We start from the raw sequence: 19,335 nt of genomic DNA, 5'->3' as shown, positions 1-19,335 counted from the left end.
CGCGGGTCAGCGTCGCAGGGTGAGGAGACCCGGCCGGTACGGCAGTTTCAGATAGTCGGTGCCGTCCGATGCGGGGCTCCTGCCCTGGTAGAGGAACTGCAGGTTGCAGGGGTCGACCGTCATGGTCTGGTCGGGGTTGGTGCGGACCAGGTCACCGTGGCTGATGTCGTTGGTCCAGGTGGCGCCGCTGTTGGCCTTGCCGGCGAAGGGGCTGCTCTCGCTGCCGGCCTGCAGTGTCCACGGACCGTTCAGGCTGGAGGCGGTGAACGAGCGGAAATAGCGGCCGTTCGCACCCATCGCCTCGACGATCATGAGGTACTGGTTCTGGCCCTTGACCTTGTAGACCTCGGGCGCCTCGAACAGCTTCTCCTTCGTGTCGCTCATGACCGTGGTGTACGACGAGCCGAAGCTGCCCGGGAAGTTCCCGATCGGCATGGTCGACTTGTAGATCTTGCCGTTGTCATCGGCGAAGAACATGTACATGTTCTGGTCGTCGGCGATCATGGTCGGGTCGATCGGGCCGCTTTCGGGGAGGCTGCCGGTGAACAGCGGCTGCGGGGCGGACCAGCCGTTGGGGTTGGTGGGGTCGCTGGACGTGCGGTAGGTGAAGGGCCAGGCGGTACCCCACCCGTTGGAGGTCAGCACCCAGATGTTCTTGGGCGCGAAGTAGAACAGTTTGGGCGCCACCGCCAAGCCCGGGCTCATTCCGGTCTGGGTGGCCGTCGCCATGTCCGACCAGTTCGTGAAGGGACGGAACGCCATCGTGCCCCACGACGATCCGTCAGAGGTGGTCGCGTAGACCAGCTGCTTGCCGTTGTACGGCACGGTGGTGAAGTCCTTCAGCGCGACCCAGCCGTTCGACGGCTCCGCCAACGGGCCGGTCGACGACCAGCGGTACGCCGACGGAAGAGCACACGTGTCGCCCGGCGGCGCGGACAGACCCGTCCACCTCTGGTTGCCGCCGCCGTGGCAGTTCCACAGCTGCACCGCCGTGCCGTTGCCCGTGGCGCCGCCGCTGACGTCCCGGCAGAGCCCGGACTCCACTCCGACGATCGTGCCGTCGGAGTTCACCCGCCACTGCTGGTTCGCACCGCCGTGGCAGGACCAGATCTGCACCCGTGTACCGGCCGTGGTGGCGTGGCCGGGCACATCCAGGCACTTGTTGCCGTACACGGTCAGCCGGTTGTCGTCGGTCAGCGTCCACTGCTGGTTGGTCCCGCCCGTGCAGTCCCAGATCTGCAGGTTGGTGCCGTCCGTCTGGCCGGCGTTCGGCACATCGAGACACCGGCCGGAACCGGCGCCGCGCAACGCGCCGCTGGTGGCCGCCTGAGCCGGGTTGGCGACGAGTGTCGCCGCCGCAGCGACCAGGGCCGCGAGCACCACGGACAGATGCCTGGGGCTGAAACCACGTCTGCGCATGGGGGTCTCATTTCTCGAGTAAGCGGACGTTCGATATATCGAACGATGGTCGAACTGTCGCGCAAGCAGGAGCGGGGAGATCGACCGTGATCGGCTTCGGGAGGGCCTCAGTTCCTCACGACGCGCCAGCGGTTGTCGGCGGTACCGTCGTCCGAGTCCTGCACCGCGAACGCGCCGACAGCGGTGGAGTTGTTCGCGATGGCGAGCAACTTGCCGCTGTGCACGTTGCGGATCTTGTAGGTTCCGTCTCCCTGGTCGAGGAGCGTCCAGCGGTGGTCGGCGGTGCCGTTGTCCGCCCACTGCAGGACGGTCGCGTTGTCCGCCGTGGACATGTCCTGGACGCCGAGCACCTTGCCGCTGTGGGCGTTGCGGAAGCGGAACCCGTTTCCGTCGGGGATCATGTGCCAGTCGTGGTCGGCGGTGCCCGAGTCGTGCCACTGCAGAGCGCGGCCGCCGTCGGCCGTGGACATGTTCTGGATGCCCAGCACGAGTCCGCTGCCCACGTTGGCGAGACGGACGGTGCCGGTACCGCTGGTGTTCCAGTAGACGGTGTAGTTGTGGCCGTGCGCGTCGTGGAACGGGCCCAGGCCGACGGTGGATCCGTTGGCGGTGGCGGTGAAGGCGAGCGACGTGTTGCCGGTCCGTCTGATCGAGGAAGTGTCCAGCGTCGGCAGGGAGGTGAGCGCGGAGTCGCCGTAGTCGCCGGACAGGACCACAGGGCCGTAGGTGATCGCGGCGACGTTCGCGTCGTCGTTGGCCGCCCGCATGACGACCCGCATGGGCAGGCGGACGGTGACCGTGTCGCCGGAGGTCCAGGAGCGGGTCAGGGTGGCGTAGCTGCCGGGCGTGGTGGTGACGTTCTGCGCCGCGCCGTTGACGCTGACGGTGGCCCCGGAGGTCCAACCCGGGATGCGTATGCGCATCGCCCACGTTCCGCCGACGTTCCCGGCGACCCGCAGGGTGGTGGTGTCGCTCACGGGATACGTCGTCGTCTGGGTGACGGTGATTCCGCGCTCCGACCAGTTGAGCACCGAGGGCACGAACATGTTGACGATCAGCGTGGTGTCACTGCGGTAGTAGAGGGAGTCCATCAGCCTGGTGTGCATCTCCAGGCCTGTGCCCTGGCAGCACCAGAAGGTGCCGTAGTCGGTGCTCCACGTGCCGCCGCCCCACGCCGGGCCCACACCGCGTCGGCCTCCCGGGTCGAGGGGGGTGAAGTAGGTGACGTGGCCGTGGTCGTCCGCCGGGTTCTGCTGGCCGATCATCTGGTTCAGCCAGGCCTGCTCGTAGTAGTCGAACAGGGCGGCCCGGTTCGGGTCCAGCGCGAACAGCTCCCGGGTGAGGGTGAGCATGTTGAAGGTGTTGCAGCTTTCGCACGTGTCCTTGTTCAGGTAGCCGGCGATGGCGTTCGGGGCGCGGAAGTGCTCCGCCTGGCTGTTGCCGCCGATGGCGTAGGTGTGGTTGTTGACGCAGAAGTTCCAGGCGTTGGTGGCGATGTCGCGGTACCGAGTGGTGCCGGTGGCCTTGAACTCCCGGGCCGCTCCTATCCACTTGGGTACCTGCGTGTTGGCGTGCAGTCCGCTGAGCTGGTCCCGGTTGGCCGCCAGAGGGTCGAACACGGCGGCGTGATCGAAGCGTTGCGCGACGGTGAGCCACCGCGCGTCGCCTGTCTGCTGGTAGAGATCGGTCAGCACGGTGTTCATGCCGCCGAACTCCGTCTGCAGCATGGCCTGCATCTGCTGGCCGCTCAGCCGGCCGGTGCGCCGGTCGACCCACCCCGCCAAGGCGAGCAGGACGTCACGGGCTTGTGTGCTGCCGATGTGGCGCCAGACGTCCAGCAAGCCGGCCAAGGTCTTGTGGATGGTGTAGTACGGCACGTTGCCGTTGCTCAGGGTCCGCTGCTCGAGTGCGGTGAAGTCGGACTCGGGGTAGCCGGAGAGATACCCGGCGCCGAAACCGGCGGCACTGTTGTTGGCCTGGCATTTGGCCAACTCCGCAACCATGTGGGTTGCCTTGTCCCGGCAGACGGTGTCCCCGGTGACCGCGTAGAGCTGTGCCCACGCCGTGAGGAAGTGCCCTTGGACGTGGGTGCGGAAGGGGAACGTCGGCGCGTCCCAACCGCCGTTCGCAGTCGCGCCGTTGGTCGACAGGCGGTGGTTGGCGCGGAAGTTGTACAGCAGCCGGTCCACATCGACGAACCGCAGGTAGTTCCGCGTACGGTCCTGGTTGTCCAGCCAGCGGCTCGCGGTGAGCCGGACCTGGCCGAGCGCGAAGGGATGCGCGGACACCCCGATGTCCGCCCTTGCGGGAGGGACGGCGGCCGCTCGGGCGGGCGATGCGCCGATGAAGGAACCGGTGGCAGAGGCGGCGGCCGTGGCCCCGGCCACTTGCAGGAGACGCCGTCTGCTGACGGAGGAAGACATCTCGCACCCTTCGGTGGGGGGAAGGTGACTGCTTGGTCTTCGGTGCGTTCGTTCACAGGTCGGGCGGTCGGGCGCGACGCGTCACGTGCTCATCCGGTGGGGTCTCGGTTCGATCAACCTCTCGAGTGATACCTGGGATGGATTAACGGATACGGACGTTGCTCCTGTCTAGTCTCGCGACACGGAAGGCTTGGCTACTTGCGGGTTTCGTCTGACTCACGCCCCTGACGTAGCGTCAAACGTGGGAGTGCCGGGTCGGCCAGGGCGCTGCAGCACCGGCCACACTGGAGGAGCAGGGTCCTGGTTCGGGTAGCGGTCAAACGAGGTCATCTCTGCGGGGGCAACTGGTCGTGGCAGCTCGGTCTGACCCGCTTGGGCGGGACGGGCTGTCGACCGTGACGCTCGTTTGACGCTCTGGGCGCACCGCGCTGCGCGGCAAGCCGAGAAGGCTGCTCTGACCTGGTCTTTTCCGGGACTCGCTCAGGCCGACATCTCTCCGATGGCGCATCAGTGGAGTGCGTGGCCGTTCTTGAACCAGCCGCAAAAGCCGCTGAGTTGTGGGTGGGTTTGAGGCTTCGGCGGGTCGTTGACCTGTCCTGGTGATTACCAGGTCGAGGAGCCGGGGTGGCTAAGCCGCATCCGCGGCAGCGCGCGCAGTAGAAGGCCAGCAGGTGTTGGCGCCCCGCGAGGCGCCACAGTGGTTTCGGGAATGCCCGCTGAAGTTCTGTTGGAACGGCGAAGGCTCCGCCTCGGGGTGGCCGGCAGTTGGCGTATGGGGGTCAGCGGGGAGGCCCCTCCATCCGATGGGTCAGCCTTCGGCCCATTGACTTCCTCGGTATTCCAAGAACTTCCAAAGATGTCTATGATGGGGGTACTGCTGGTGGCACCGGGCGTACAGTGGCGCTTCCGGAGCGATGGATTCATATGTCCAACAGGGTCAAGTCATTCATGCTGTTGGGCGTAGATGTCATAACTGATGCCGCGAGCACGTGCCTCGGCTCTCCTGGGGAGGGGCAGCCGAAGCCACCAGGGGTGATGCGGTGATCAGGCGTCGGCCGGGAGCCGTGTAACAGGGGGGTGTCTCAATGGCCGACGAGCAGGTGGTCTCTGCTGCGGCGCGGAAGATCGCAGACGTGGTGTGCGCCTTCCCGTCCGGAATCTCCGAGCGGGACCTTGTCGTGGAGGCGACTCGGCAGTTCGGAAGGCTGCCGGAGCAACGGTTAATCAAGTTGATCAGCGAGGCGGTCGGTGGGGGCCTGCTGATCGTTTCGGACGGTCGTCTCACGCCCGCTGCCCTGTCGGAGCCACGCGTCTCCGAGCAACCGTCGGTGAGCGACACCAAGTCCCTCGATGGCGCGTCGCCGCCCCGTCCGTCCGTCCTGCGGGCCGTCGCACTCGACATTGAGAGCGTCGTACGCACCACCGCGACCGCACCCTACGTGGAACGTCACGTCTACGAAGCGGCAGCACTCAGGTGCGGCGCCGACCCGGACTGGGTGGCGGCAGCGCCTCGCTGGCAGCGGTACTTCAGGTTCCCCGGGGACAGCGACGAGTTGCGCGACGGCGCGGTGCGGGAAGCCGTGCTGGACCGGGGGGTCCCCGCGCAGCAAGCATGGGCGGAGCTGTGCGCCTTCCTCGCGGATGCGGACGTCGTCGTCGCCTACAACGGCACGGAGCTGGACTTCCCTCTCGCCACCGAGGCGGCGAAGGAGGCCGGCACCGGTGACCCGCTCGGCGCCGTACGCCTCGTCGACGCCCTGTACGTCGTCCATGCGCTGTGGCCGACAGCCCCGTCCCACCGGCTTCAGGACCTGGCACGTGAGCTTCATGTACCCAGGACGGATCTGCGTGCTCACACGGCGGACGGTGACGCGGCCATGCTCGTCCGCCTGTTGGAGCGGGCCGCAGCGGAGTTCGCCGACCGGACACCCGAGTTACGCGGGCTCGTCGCGGACGTCTGCCCCGACTCCGACGCGTGGCGGCTGCTGCGGGAACTCGCCGAGGGGGAGAGAAGCGGCCAACGAGAAGCACTCGTCTGGGAGCAGGCGCACGTGGCCCGCCTACTGGGCGCCGAGTTTGCGCAGCACCCACCGCGGCGGACTGCTGACGGCCTGTCACCGGTCTGTGGTCCCCTCGTCATCCCGGACGAGCTCCGGGGCGTCGACGGCCGGGTGGATCCGACCGCTCTCGCCCGGGTCGTGCACGGCCTCCGCGTAGAACCCCGCCCTGCCCAGCAGCAGATGACGGCGACGCTGCACGACTGGACCGACCAAGGCGTCAGCGGGCTGCTGGAAGCACCCACCGGCACTGGCAAAAGCTATGCGGTGCTCGCCGCAGCACTCGACTGGCTTGCCGGAGGCGCCGACCGAACGGCGGTCGTCGCCACCTACACCAAGCAGTTGCAGAGCCAGATGGCGAAGGACATCCAGGACCTGGAGCGGGCGCTGCCCGGCGTTCTTGACATCGCGGACCTGGTCAAGGGCAAGTCCAACCGGCTCTCCCTCGCGGCCCTCACAAAAGCCCTAGCCGAAGCCACGCACAGGCGCCGCTCCCAGACCACCGCCCGCGGCCGCGCCCGTTTCTCCCGACATCTCCGCTTCCGAGAACTGGTCGTCTTTCTCGCACTGCGCCTGCTCGCGACGAAGGAACCCCCGCAGGCATGGACGGCGAGATCAGTCGACCCGGTGGACCTGCCGGCCTTCTTCACCGACTACGCGGGCCCCGGACTGTCCGTCTGGCTGGAGTCGCTCTCCCAGCGCGACGGCGACTACGGCCCCGGTACGGGCAACCCTCTCACCGCGTACACCGACACCGTCCGTGAGGCGATCGGCAGCCATCGCCTCGTCCTCGCCAATCACGCGCTCGTCCTCTCCCACCTGGACGACCTGCGCGCCGTCGGGCCGGACGTGCTGCTCGTGATCGACGAGGCGCACGAGTTGGAGAACGCCGCCACGTCCGCGCTGACCGTCGCCGTCGACTACCAGGACCTGGAAGAACTGCTGTCGGAGCATCAGGCATGGATCGCGGAGGCACGCCCGGGCACGACACATGACCAGGCCGCCGCCGCGATCGCCGAACTGGAGCGGCTGCTCGACGATGAACGGCTTCCCCGGATGGCGGCCCAGGCCTTCGACGCGCAGGCCAAGGGAGTGGGGGTACGGATCGGCAGCCGCGCGACCACACTCGCCAGCCCTTATTCCAGCACCTCCGGCACCCGGGACACCCGGCGGCTGTCACTGCTGCTGGACCGCATCGCCAAAGCCCTCGCGACCTGCCGCATCACGCTGGAACGGTACGTCGCCCAGCACACCGCCCAGATCGACCCGCTGGTCCAGGAACGTCTGGACGCGCTGGCCTCGCACACCGACTCCCTCGCCACGGCACTCGACCGTGTGACATCCGACATCGGCGCCTTCCTGGACCCCGCTGTCATTCCGGCGGACGCTCTCCCCTCCCGGGTCATCCATCTGGAAGAACTGGCCGAGCCCAAGGCTGAGCTGCGCTCCTACCGCTTCCGTATCGCCACCAGCCCCGTCGACCTGCCCGCCGATCCGGAGTGGCGGCGCTACCTGGAGTCGTTCGACCGCGTCCACTACGTCTCCGCGACCCTCCGCGTCGCGGGGAAGTGGGACTTCGTACGGAGTCGGCTGGGGCTGCCGGAGGATCTGCCCTCCCTTGCCCTGCCCTCCCCCTTCGACCTGCGGAACCAGGCCGAAGTGGTGTGCTTCTCCGACTTCCCGTCCTGGGCCGAGCAGGAGGAGGGAGCACTGCGCACCGTCGCCCACCAGGTGGCCGGGTTCGCCACCGAGATGACACGGTTACGCTCCGACGGCAACGGGTTCGACGGTGGCGGCATGATCCTCACCACCGCACGCTCGACCGCCGCGGGTATCGGCTTCCACCTCGTGGAGGAACTGCGCTCCCGCGCACTGGACACCCCGGTCGTCGAGGCGCTCACCCTCGGCAACGGCCGCGCCTACCAGCAATTCACCGACCCTCGGGACGGTGGGGGGTTCCTCGTCGGCACCAAGGGTCTCTGGCAAGGGGTCGATGTCTCCGACGCCGGGCGGCTGCGTCTCGTCTGGATCAACAAACTGCCCTTCGCGCCGTTCGCCGCCCCGATCGTGGAAACCCGGCGCGCGGCCGCCGCCGAACGCGCCGAGCAGGCCGGCCACCCCGACCCGGACGGCGCTGCCACTGAGCACTACTACCTGCCGCTCGCCGCACTCCAGCTCCGCCAGGCGGTCGGCCGGCTCATCCGCTCAGACCGGCACCGCGGCGTCGTCGTCATCAGCGACCGTAAACTCGCGGGACAGAGCAGCCTGCGCCGCTCCTACCGACGGGCTTTCCTCGGCAGCCTCGACGACGGACTGGAAAGCCCCGACCCGGACACCGGCGACATCGGCGGCGGCAACGTCACCACCATGGCCTCAGGATGGCGCCGCATCTGGGAGTTCATGGCGGGCCACGGAATCCTGGATGCCGCCCGGGCCGCCGAACTGTGCACCGACGAGGCCCTCGAACGGCACACCCTCCTGCCGCACACCCGGCGCATCCGCGAACTCGCGCTTACTCCCGAGGAGACCCGGAAGCTGCGGGAACAGGGCCTCCTCGCCGAAGAGGTCAGGAATCGCTGCGCCCACATCGGCGGCCTGCTGGGGCTTTCCGACAAGCCCGTGGCCCTGAAACCGGCCCAGCAGGCCGTCATCACCGCCGCGGCCGACGGCCGCAACGTACTCGGACTGCTGCCGACCGGCTTCGGCAAGAGCTTCACCTTCCAGCTGCCCGCGCTGGTCCTGCCAGGCGTCACCGTGGTCGTCAGCCCGCTCGTCGCCCTCATGCACGACCAAGCCCTCGAACTCAACCGGTCCATCGGCGGAGCGGTCCGCGCCCTGATCTCGCCGCTGCGGGAGTCCAGCAGCAGAGCCGGCAAGACGGAAGTGACCGACCAACTCCTCGGCCGGGCCGACCACGGCATCCGCCTGATCTACGTCAGCCCGGAACGCCTCTGCCAGCGGCGCTTCCGCGAAACCGTACGGAAAGCCGCGGCGGCGGGCCGGGTGACCCGCATCGCCGTCGACGAGGCCCACACGTTGGCGCAGTGGGAGGACTTCCGGCCGAGCATGCGCCGAGTCGGCCGGTTCCTGGACGAACTGCGGCGCGACCACGGCGTTGCCGTCACCGCGGTGACGGCAACCGCCAACCGCGCCGTCCACGAGGCACTGCGGGAGGGGCTGTTCGCCATGCCGGCCGAGGTGCCCGAGCCCGGTTCGGCCGAGGCCGACGCCGAAGCGGGACGTCCCGGCGTCGTCGGCGGGCTGGTGACGGTGCGTGAGAATCCGGTCCGGCCCGAACTCGCCGTCTTCCGCCGCTCCCTCGACCGGCTGGGGCAGGGCGGCGTTGCGGGGCTGGTGGAGCGTGTGGTCGACGCGCTCGACGGCCACGCCATCCTGTACTGCCTCACCGTCAAGGAGGTCAACACCCTCTACACCCACCTGCGCGAGTACGTCGGCGACGCCGGCGTCCGCGTGCTGCGGTTCCACGGTCGCTTGACGGAGGCGGAGAAGGCAGCCGTCATGTTGGAGTTCCGGGAAGCGCCACACGAGGGCGACGACAGCTTCGTACCTGTCGTCATCGTCGCAACCTCCGCGTTCGGGCTCGGTGTCAACCGGCCCGACGTGCGCACTGTGATGTGCGTGTCTCCGCCCACGGACCTGGCCGCGCTGTACCAGCAGATCGGACGGGCCGGGCGCGACAGCGCGGGCCGGGAGACGACTGGTGAAGGGCCCGTCAACAGCGGCCTTGCCCTTGCCACGAGCCGGGGGCTGCGCATGGTCCGTTTCATGACGGGCCAGGAACTGACCCCGTCCCTGCTGCGACGCATGGGCGCCCTGGTCCTCGCACAGAACGACGGAACACTCGATCCGGAGCGGCTGGCCGACGTCCTCATGGCCGAGGACGCGGCGACCGGTGCGCTGAGCGAGTCCGAGCTGGAGGACCGGCACACCCGGGAGCGTTACCAGGGTGGCATCATGCGGGCCTTCGGCGCGCTCGCCGACCTTGGAGCGGTCGAGGATTTCGGTGACCACCCCCCGTACTGCGCGGTCAAGCCCGGCGACCTGCGGCCGTATACCGCCAGGCAGGCCAGTACCCCTGCCGACAAGTCTACGGACGAGGAAGCCGAGTTCGTCCGGATCGAGCAGGACGTCATTCACACCGCCCTCTCGTGGGATATGCCCAGGAACGTCGACGTCCGGCTCCTCGACCGGGAACTCGCCGACCGCTGCGTCGGCTACCGCTCGGTCGCCGACGGCCCCGGGGCCACCTGGGAACTCCTCGCCGACCTGCACGACCGCGGTCTCCTGGACGTCTCGGCGGCACCCAGCCGCCGCCTGGTCACCGGTGTCGCCGTGCGCGCCCGCACCCTGCCCGACGGCTACCTTCCGCTGCTCGGCCGACGCGGTCGCCGAGCAGCGGAAGAGCTGGCCAGGCTGAGGAGCTTCTTCGACTCGACCACGGTCTGTGCCCAGCGGGTCTTCGCCGAGTACTTCGGCATCGCCGAACTCCCCGAGGGCTGCTGTACTACGGCCCGCTGCCGCTGCTCCGCCTGCTGGGACACCGGCCGCTGGCCCACGGAGGAACGGCGCCCCGCCGTCGCCGAGGCCTTCCACAGCCCGCGTCCCCGGGACGGCGGACGCACCGACACCTCGCTGCGCGACCAGCGCGTCGACCTCCAGGTCCACCGGTTGCTGCAGCTGCAGCCACAGGGCGTGCACCCGCGCCGGCTCTGGCACGCACTGCGCGGAGACGAATCCTCCTACAACCCGAGGAGCCGAAAGATGATCCCCCTGCCGAGGGCGATACGGGACAGCCGCCACTTCGGGGGCCGCGCCGATCTTCCCTATCCCGCGGTCGGTGAAAGCCTGAAGAGGCTGGCCGCCGACGGAGCCGCCGTCGAGGGCCAGGACGGCCTCTGGCGCGCGGTCCGCCCGGCACGGCAGGCGGGGAACGGATCGACACGGAGGGAGAGCGGGACATGACCACGATGACCAGAGCCGGAACGGACGTCTGGCAGCCGTACGACCACGAGCCCGTGCTCACTCCCGCCATGACCGGGGGACACCGGGCGACACCGCCCGAGGAGATGGACCGGCTCCGCCGTTACCTGGAGGCGGTCGTCGACGACCGACGGGGTCCGGTGCACACGGCGGTCGCCTTCAACGCCGCCTACTTCGGCTACGAGCTCGGCGGCGAGGGCTATGGGAACGGCCCCTTCGACCTCGACGCCTTCCCCTCCCTGACTCTGGGGGACGAGGTACCCGCCCTTCTCGTCGGAGCACTCGTCCGGATAGAAACGGGCTCCGACCCTCTGTACGCCGAGATCGTCTACAAGGAGGGCCGGCACCCCGACGTCGAGGAAGACGTAGAAGTACCGGCTTGGGTGTCCGGCGCACCGGCCGGTGCGCCGGGACCGGGGCAACCGCAGGAAGCAACAGAGCCCGTTCGCAGGGAACTTCTCGTGCCCGACCTCACGGCCTTCGGCCCCGCGCTCCAGCTCGGCGAGGCCAAGCTCAAGCGGTTCCGCGCACGCCAGAAGTGGCTCAACAAGGACGGACATGTCGTCGTGGACGCCCGGTACCCCTCCGCATCGGCGGCCGGGCTCGACGACACGACTGCGTTCGTGCACCACCTGCTCACCCACCAGCGGGAAGCTCTGTTGAGCCCTCTCGTTCCCGTGTCCGCCGCCCACCTTGCCGGCGGCAGAGCGGAGGAACGGCTGCGCGAGGCCCTCATGGGGCTGATGGACGCGGTCAACCATGCCCTGCGCACCAGCGGCACATTGCGGAGCTGGGGCCACTACGCGCTGACCCGCACGTGTATCGCAGCCGGCCTGTGCGACGACGGGCCGCTGGGCGGGGCGGACCTGCACGCCCTCGCCGGCTCCCTGGAACGCGGAGCCGTCCCGGACGCCCGCCGGCGCCGCGGCCTGAACGGCTCCCGGACCGTGTACACGGCGATCGGGCCCTGGCTGCGTGGTGTCGACGGTGCCGAGCCGCTGCTGACCGGTGTCGAGTACGCGGTCTCGGTGTGCCGTGCCAACCTCGCGGTCACGGACTTCGTCCGCGGGGACACGGACAACGGCCTGCGCTCCGAGAGCGACGTGAGGATCACCCTGGACGACGACTTCGAGAGCGGCGGCATCTGGCGGTCGCACCATCCAGGCTCGCAGGAGGCGGATGCCGGCGACGCGTTGAGCCCGGCGGGACGCGGTTGGCGGGACACGGTCAACCCGCGCGCCCCGCGGGCCGCTGCGATTCCTCAGCAGCCCGAGCCAGAAGAGGAGCAGTACGTCGATGCCTCGCCCGCCGACCCTCCGCTTGCCGACGACGAGGAGATCGGTCTGCCGAACTACCTCAGAATCAACGACAGCGAGGTCTGCTGGCAGGTGCCGTTGCGCCTCGCGCACCTCATGGAGGACAGGCTGCCGCTGAGCCGGATGGTTCGGGACGGGCTGCGCTACCTGCGCATGGAATCCGTCCCCGTGAGGCTGGAACTCAGCCACCCTGGAGGGATGCTCGACACCTCAGAGGAGGTCCAGGAGGTCGTCCTGGACCTGACCGAGGAAACCGGCATGCTCCGGAAGGTCCAGTGGCCCATCGACTTCTTCCCGGGACTGCGCATCCACATCCAGTGGCCGCGCGGTGGCAGGGTCTTCCGTCTCCACACGGTCGAACTGGAGGAACCCGTCGACGTCGACGGGCAGCTCATCATGCACCGCTACGACCCCTCGGTCCTCACACGCGAGGGTGCCCCCGGTAGCAGCCGCGACGGTGATTCGTCCTCCGGACTGGACACCCCACGCCTCGTGCTGCGCGCCGTACGACGGTGCGGTCGGCTCACACCCGACGGACATGCCCTGCTCGACCGCAGCGCGCTGCCCAGGAGCATGTACGACACGACGCCAGCGCCGCACCAGGTCACCGCACTGGAACAGGCCGTCGATGCACTCCTCGCAGAACGACACCTGTACGAGGCCACTGGCAGCCGCGGCGCCGAAGGCGAGCCCCACCACCCCGCACGCGACGGTGAACCCCCGATCGCCCTGATCGGCTACGCACCGAACCCCGTGGTCGTGCCACTGCCGGGCGCGGGCGCCGGCGCCTCACGACAGAGCTCAGGGACAGAGCACTTCGTCCACGGCTTCCTGCGGCGGCTGCCCGCAGGCTGGGAGCCGACCGACGCCCAACGCGCCGCCTACCGGGAGCACTGCCGCCGCGTCGGGAAGGCGGACGGCTGGGAACTGCCCCACGGCTACACCTTCGTCACCGCGCACGCCCGCCGCCGCTGACCGCGCTCCATCGTCAGCCGGGCCGCGCAACCGCACGCTCTCTCCTCACACCGCACAACGCATCGGCACAAGAGATCGGGACTGAATGACCGCCAGCTATCCCGTGGTTGCGAAACCACCGTTCTCCCCACCGGGTACCCCTGTCGATCTGCTCAAGGAACTGGCCGCCGCTCTTGCCGAACTCGGCCGGGTCGTGGAGTCGACCATGGACGAACTCACGGTCGGGGAAACGGAACTCGCGCTCAACTCCCTCGCTCCCAAGGACCGTCAGGCCATCATGCGGGGCCTCGGCTTTCGCAAGATCGAGCCGCGGCGCTTCGGGCACGTGCTGAGCGAGCAGGTGCTCAAGCGGGTACAGCGGGTGGAGTCGGCCCAGGACCGCAAGCACGCCGTATCGCATCTCACCGCCCGCATCATGAACGACATCGACCGCGTAGCCGGGCAACGCGCTCCCCTCCACACGGGGACCGGGCTCGCGGATCGTTGGGGGGCACGTCTGCTGCGCCTGGCGCTGTTCGCCCACCTCCAGGCATCGGCGTACGACGCTCGTCTGCTCGTGTGGGCCGCGGATCACGACTGGTTCGGCATCCAGGCGGACGAGGCCGTCCGAAACGTGGTGCACAAGGCGGCGCAAAAGGTGATCGACGCGACTCCCGACTTCGACCACCACACCGCGTCTCATGAGGGCACAGCGGCCGAGGACACGCAGCGGACCAGGGCTGTTCCGGCTCCCCGGCAACCCAAGGAGGAGTCGCTGCAGAAACCTGTCGGCTCCGTCGCGGAGCGGGAACAGCAGCCATGTGACGAGCAGTTCTCCCTCGACGATCTCACCTCGGCCGAGGAGGAAATCAAGCGCGTCGTCGACGAGGCACGGGACGCCGCCGACCGCGTGCGTCTCGCCCTGCTGGACGGGTGTCCGCCCGCCGTCACCGATCTGGCAGAGCTCGCTGCCGTCTCCCGGGCATTCGCCCGTACGCAGGCCCTGCTCTCCACGGTCGGGGTCACCGGTGTCACCGACCGCCTCGCCGAGGTTCTCGCCGCGATCAATGAGTTCCGTACGACCGCGGAACGGAACGAGAGGGACGAGCGGGCCCGTCGCGCCATGGCGACCGTGCTGACGCTCGGCTGTTCTCCGGACAGCGCAGTGGCAGAGGTGATCGCGGATGCCCGACACCGTGCCGAAGGGCTGCTCGCGAAGCAGCAGTGGGACGAAAGGGACCACACCTGTGCGCACTTCCTCGGGTTGCTGGTGCGCCTTGTCGAGCTGGGGCAGCAGCACGACTCCCAGCAGGCGATCATCGACGTCCAGCAGCAGTTGTCGGTGGCGCATCCTCCGTACGCCGTAGCCGCCGTCCTTTACCAGCAGATCACCGTGACGACGGAGACGGAAGCCACGGTTCCCGGCCGGTCCGAGGAATTCGTCCAGGGCCCGGAGAACCGAGAAGTCACCGATGTCCGGCACGAGGCGGAGGAACCCGCCGCATCGGACGGCGACACCGGTGCGCACACGGCAGCAGCGCAGCAAGCCCCCGAGCTCCCGCCGGTCGACCAGGGTTCCTTTCCCGCAGAGCCCCCTGAGCCGCGGATCGAGCCGTCGCGACCGGCCACAGCGGAACCCGCAGTGACCTCCGCGCTAGGCACGGCCACCGGTACTGACACGGAACCGGCCACCGGCACCCGGCCGAAGGACATCGAGCCGATCCTCGCCCGCCTTGTCGCCGCAAAGCGCTTCGGATTGGCCGCCCACCTGTCACAGGCCGCCGAACGACCGGAGACCGAGTCCGCCGCACTGCGTCTGGCCGCCGCGTCGACGCTGCTGTACTCGAGGACCGGCGGCGCGGCCCAGTTCATCGAGGAGTCACTGCACGATTGGGATTCCCATGAGGGAAGCGACAGCGAAGGCCTGTCCCTGCTCCTGCTGCCCACCCTGGTACGCGCGGCCCTGGTGACGGGCGCTCCGGTCGTCGGGGCGCAACTGAGGGAGCTCGCTCCGCAGTTGCCGGACGCGCTGCACGAGGTGGCGACCGCGGTGGCGGAGCGCACCCTGCAGGGCGCACTCCTCATCGCGCCACCCCGTGCCGTCATCGCCGGCGTCTCCCAGACGGAGGGCAAGCTCCGCGCGGCCGTGGACGCCTGCCAGACCCTGCTCACCGCTCCGAGGCTGCGCTACCAGCGGGCAAGTGCCATGGTGCAACGCTGGCTGGCCCCGACGGGCCTTCTCGGCAACGTGCTGACCGCGATCGTGAGCGGTGCTCCGGACGCCGAGCGGCGCGCGGACGAACTGCTGGAGAACCTCGCCCGGCGCACCCAGATCGAGGCGGCCATCGACGAGATGGACGGCGCCCTGCGCAGCCCGGGCGGACGTGGCATCCAGGGGGCGGGCCGCAACAACGTCCGCCAGTACGTGGAGCGCGTGCGGGACGCCGTACGGGAGTGGCGAGCCGTCAAGCGGGACCTGGAGGCCGGGCGGTCGGAGGAGAACGCGTGGGCCTTCCAGGCCGTCGCCTCCCTGCGGCTCACCCTCCTGGGACTCCGCGAACGCGTCGCGGCCGACCTCGCCGCGGCAGAGCGCAGTTCCGCCGCCCTGGCGAAGGCCACCGCCTCGGTGGCGCGAGACCTGTTCGCGGAGGTCTTCGGGGGACTGGACGCCGACAGTCGGGCGGTCGAGACGGGACCCGAGCCCGATGTGTGGCAGGTCTTGGACGCGGAGCTGTACAAGGCGAGGCGGAACCTGCTGGTCGATAAACCGACCGTCGAGGACCTGATCGAGGCCGTCGAGCGTACCTGGGACGAGGCGATCGACCTTCAGGTCGGCCGTGACGCATTCGGCGTGGTCCGGACCATCGTGGACCTCGCGGACCTGGGCGTGCTCCCCGCAGCCCGCACACTGACTCTCTCGAATGAGCGTCGGGCGCAACTCGGAAAGGTCGAGAGGGTACGCCACGCGGCCCTCGCCGAGGAGGCACGGCAGCTGACGGCCCGACTCCGCCGGTCCCAGGCGGATGAGGCACTCACCGTCGAACAGGACGTCAGTCTCCAGGAGTTGCTGGCGGATGCCAGGGCACAACTGGAGAGCGACGGGCCGGGCGAGCTGGCCGCAGTGCGCCGCAACCTCTACCGGGTCGAGGAACTCCTGCCGCGCTACCGGGAGGAAGCGGCCGGCCGGTTGCGCGCCCGGCTGGCGGCACTGACGGACGTGAGCGCCGAGGACCGTGAACGAGTCCTGCGCAATCTGGACACCGACAGCCTGGCCACCGCCGCCGAACTCGTCTACTTCCTCGAACTGGGCGAGCCCGTGCCGGAGATCCGGTCCGAGGACTCGCATCTGGAGGCGTTCTTCCCCGCGGCTCCCGACGCACTGCCCGGCGGTATCGACGCGGAGCTGATCGAGGCCGTCCGAGCCCGGGGCCGGTACGGCGACCACGCGGTGCTGGACTACGCCGCGCTCTCGGAGGAGGAGGCCGAACGGGCCGCTGCGGCTCTGGAACTGTGGAGCAGGCTCGCCGCGACCAAGGACCGTATCAAGATCAACCCCCGGGAGAGCCTCACCCCGGCCCTGTCCCTGCTCGGATACGAGGCGCGGCGTGCTCGGCCCCTGGACGACCTTCCGCGGGGCAAGGACTACCGGTTCTTCGAACTGGCGGACGTGCACGTCACCGGCCGTGCCTGGGCGCCGGCCTTCGGATCGCAGATCAAGGACAGGGGAGGCAAGCTGCGTGCCCTGCTGATCTGGGGCCGCCCCGCCGCGAAGCTCCTCATCAGCCGCATCCTTCAGGACCCGGACGAGAGCAGCCTCCTCGTCGTCCACTTCGGAACGCTGGACAGCAGGACCCGCACCGAGCTGGCCGCTGCCTCCAAGGACACCAAGCCGATCATGGTCGTCGATGACGCTGCCCTGGCATATCTCACGGCTCACGGCAACCGGCGGGTGGACCCGACGACCGAGACGCTGCTGCCGTTCTCCTCGGTGAACCCGTACATCAAGGAGAAGCGCGGTCAGATCGGCCGGGAGATGTTCTACGGCCGGGACCGCGAGCGCAAGAGCATCCACGACCCGGCGGGGACCCAGATCCTCTACGGCGGCAGGGGCCTCGGCAAGTCCGCCCTGCTCGCTGACGCGGGCGACCGCTTCGAGGAACAGCGCCCAGGGGCGTACCGCAAGCTCTACCTCAACCTGGACAAGATCGGCATCGGCAGGGGCACCGCACTCGGCGCCGAGGCGATCTGGCCCACCCTGGACCAGGAGCTCACCAGGGAGGGCGTTCTGGAGGAACCACGCCGCCGCGGTCCGCAGCAGGAGTCGTGGCAGCGGGTCACAGGTGGCATCGCCCGGTGGCTCGAACAGGACCCCGACCGGCGGCTGCTCATCCTCCTCGACGAGTGCGACCGCTTCTTCGAGGCGGACGTGCCCGAGTGCACGGAGACCCGCCGCCTGCGCGGTCTCGGCGAGGACTCCCGCGGCCGGGCCAAAGTGGTCTTCGCCGGTCTGCACTCCGTGCAGCGCTTCACGCGGCTCGCCAGAAACGGCCCGTTCAGCCACCTGGCACAGACGCCCACGGTCGTCGGGCCGCTCGCCCCGCAGTTCGCGGCCGACCTGATCGTGCACCCGATGCGCGCGCTCGGCTTCGAGTTCGCCGACGTCGATCTCGTGAACCGGGTGCTCGGCTTCTGCTCGTACCAGCCCTTCCTGCTGCAGATTTTCGGCAGTCGGATGGTGCAGGTCATGCAGGACAAGCGGACGCGCCTTCCGCTCGCCCCGCCTCCCTACACCATCGAGGAGTCCGACGTGGACGCGGTGGAACAGGACGCCTCGCTGCGTTCGGACATCACCGCGGCCTTCAAGGACACTCTGGCCCTCGACGACCGTTACCACGTCATCGCCAACGTCCTCGCCCAGCATGCCCGGGACAACGGACTCGAGACCCGTCTCAGTGATCGGGAACTGCGGGAGGAGTGCGCCGGATGGTGGCCCCAGGGCTTCGAGCAGCTCGACAGTGAGGGCTTCCGGGCCTACCTCCAGGAGATGGTCGGCCTTGGCGTTCTGGCGCCGAACAACGACGGACAGGGCTGGCACCTCAGAGGCCCCAACGCACTGCGCATGATCGGCACCGCACAGGAGATCGAGGCACGGCTCCTCGGCGCGGAGAAGGAGTCCCGACTGGAGGAGACCGTCGTGCTGGAGAGCCGACCCGATCTCTCCGACGGTCGGTCCGCCCCGCTCACCGTCAACCAGATCGACTACCTGTTGGGGGAGGGCGTCAACCAGGCCCGGGTCGTCCTCGGTACGCAGGCGACCGGCGTGGCGGATGTGGAGCGGACGCTGCGGGAAGTGACCGGCATGGTGGCGGGTTGGTCGGTGCCCCCGATCGGGAGCGCCAACACCTTCCGCAAGGAGCTTGCGGCCGACCGCGCCGGCGAACGGCGGCTGCTCATCAGCGACCTCGCATGGGGCAGCGAGAAGTCCTGCCGGGAGTCCCTCGAACTGGCAAGAGCCGTCCTGCCCGAAACCGCGGGGTCCACCAGGTCCGTCGTCCTGGTGTCGGGGGTGGGACAGCTCGGTTTCTGGTCCGACCTTCTCACCGGCGCCGAGGCCGACGAAGACACCGTGGTGGTGCTGCGCCGGCACGACTCGCGAAGCCTGAAGGACTGGACACAACGTCACAGCCTGTGCGAGACGGACGAGCGCCTGGCCCGTCTGGCGGCGGTGACCGGAGGCTGGCCGTTCCTGCTGGACAAGGTGCTGGAACTGCGTGAGCACCACCATGACCAGGACAAGGTATTGCAGGACCTCACTTCGTGGCTGGAACAGAGCAGCGGCGCAGGAGAGTTCGTCGAGGCCGTGGGCCTGCTGGAGAGCGGCACCGTCAAGGCCGTTTATTTCGCGGTCGTCGACCAGCTCGGCACCGGATGGCACGACGATGCCTACACCGTGACCGCGGCCGAGATGGCCGGCCTCGACACCGACGAGGCACGTCGGGCCGTCACGTGCCTGGAGGCCCTCCAGGCCTTCGACCGGGACGGTTCGCGCCTGCGTGTGGAGCCCGTCCTCCACGCGGCGCTGGGCGTGCTCGGCGCCGCCGGATGACCGGTCCGTGCGCTGACAGGCATGACAATGACAAGAGAAAGTGAACTCCCCTTGCCCGT

5 protein-coding genes are annotated in these 19,335 nt (G+C 69.2%); 3 read left to right on the top strand and 2 right to left on the bottom strand.

Going from position 1 to position 19,335, the window contains the following annotated elements; genetic code table 11:
- Positions 1 to 6: 6 nt before the first annotated feature.
- Together ACSUPV_RS09965 and ACSUPV_RS09960 are read right to left on the bottom strand one after the other, a co-directional pair.
- On the bottom strand, positions 7 to 1,419 hold the full coding sequence (locus ACSUPV_RS09965) for a non-reducing end alpha-L-arabinofuranosidase family hydrolase (RefSeq protein ID WP_436947340.1): 1,413 nt from the start codon (positions 1,417 to 1,419) through the stop codon (positions 7 to 9).
- Between the two features lie 107 nt (positions 1,420 to 1,526).
- Positions 1,527 to 3,842 carry a beta-L-arabinofuranosidase domain-containing protein gene (locus tag ACSUPV_RS09960; protein WP_436947339.1) on the bottom strand — a complete coding sequence of 772 codons (2,316 nt, stop codon included), beginning with the start codon at positions 3,840 to 3,842 and terminating at the stop codon, positions 1,527 to 1,529.
- A 1,085-nt stretch (positions 3,843 to 4,927) separates the two neighbouring features.
- Here ACSUPV_RS09960 and ACSUPV_RS09955 point away from each other — a divergent pair.
- The 3 genes from ACSUPV_RS09955 to ACSUPV_RS09945 all read left to right on the top strand — a co-directional run bounded on the left by ACSUPV_RS09955 (position 4,928) and on the right by ACSUPV_RS09945 (position 19,276).
- Positions 4,928 to 10,882 (top strand): DEAD/DEAH box helicase, encoded by a 5,955-nt coding sequence (locus ACSUPV_RS09955; RefSeq protein ID WP_436947338.1) that lies wholly within the window; start codon positions 4,928 to 4,930, stop codon positions 10,880 to 10,882.
- Positions 10,879 to 13,191: a hypothetical protein gene (locus ACSUPV_RS09950; RefSeq protein ID WP_436947337.1), complete on the top strand. Its 2,313-nt coding sequence runs from the start codon at positions 10,879 to 10,881 to the stop codon at positions 13,189 to 13,191. The genes ACSUPV_RS09955 and ACSUPV_RS09950 overlap by 4 nt, the downstream gene beginning before the upstream one ends.
- Positions 13,192 to 13,276: 85 nt before the next feature.
- Entirely contained in the window at positions 13,277 to 19,276 is a 6,000-nt protein-coding gene (locus ACSUPV_RS09945; protein ID WP_436947336.1) for a hypothetical protein, read from the top strand.
- The last annotated feature ends 59 nt before the right edge of the window (positions 19,277 to 19,335 follow it).

Origin of the sequence: Streptomyces sp. SudanB52_2052 (assembly GCF_964272415.1) — a bacterium.
Lineage (GTDB): Bacteria > Actinomycetota > Actinomycetes > Streptomycetales > Streptomycetaceae > Streptomyces > Streptomyces olindensis.
This window is presented reverse-complemented; position numbering and strand designations above follow the sequence as displayed.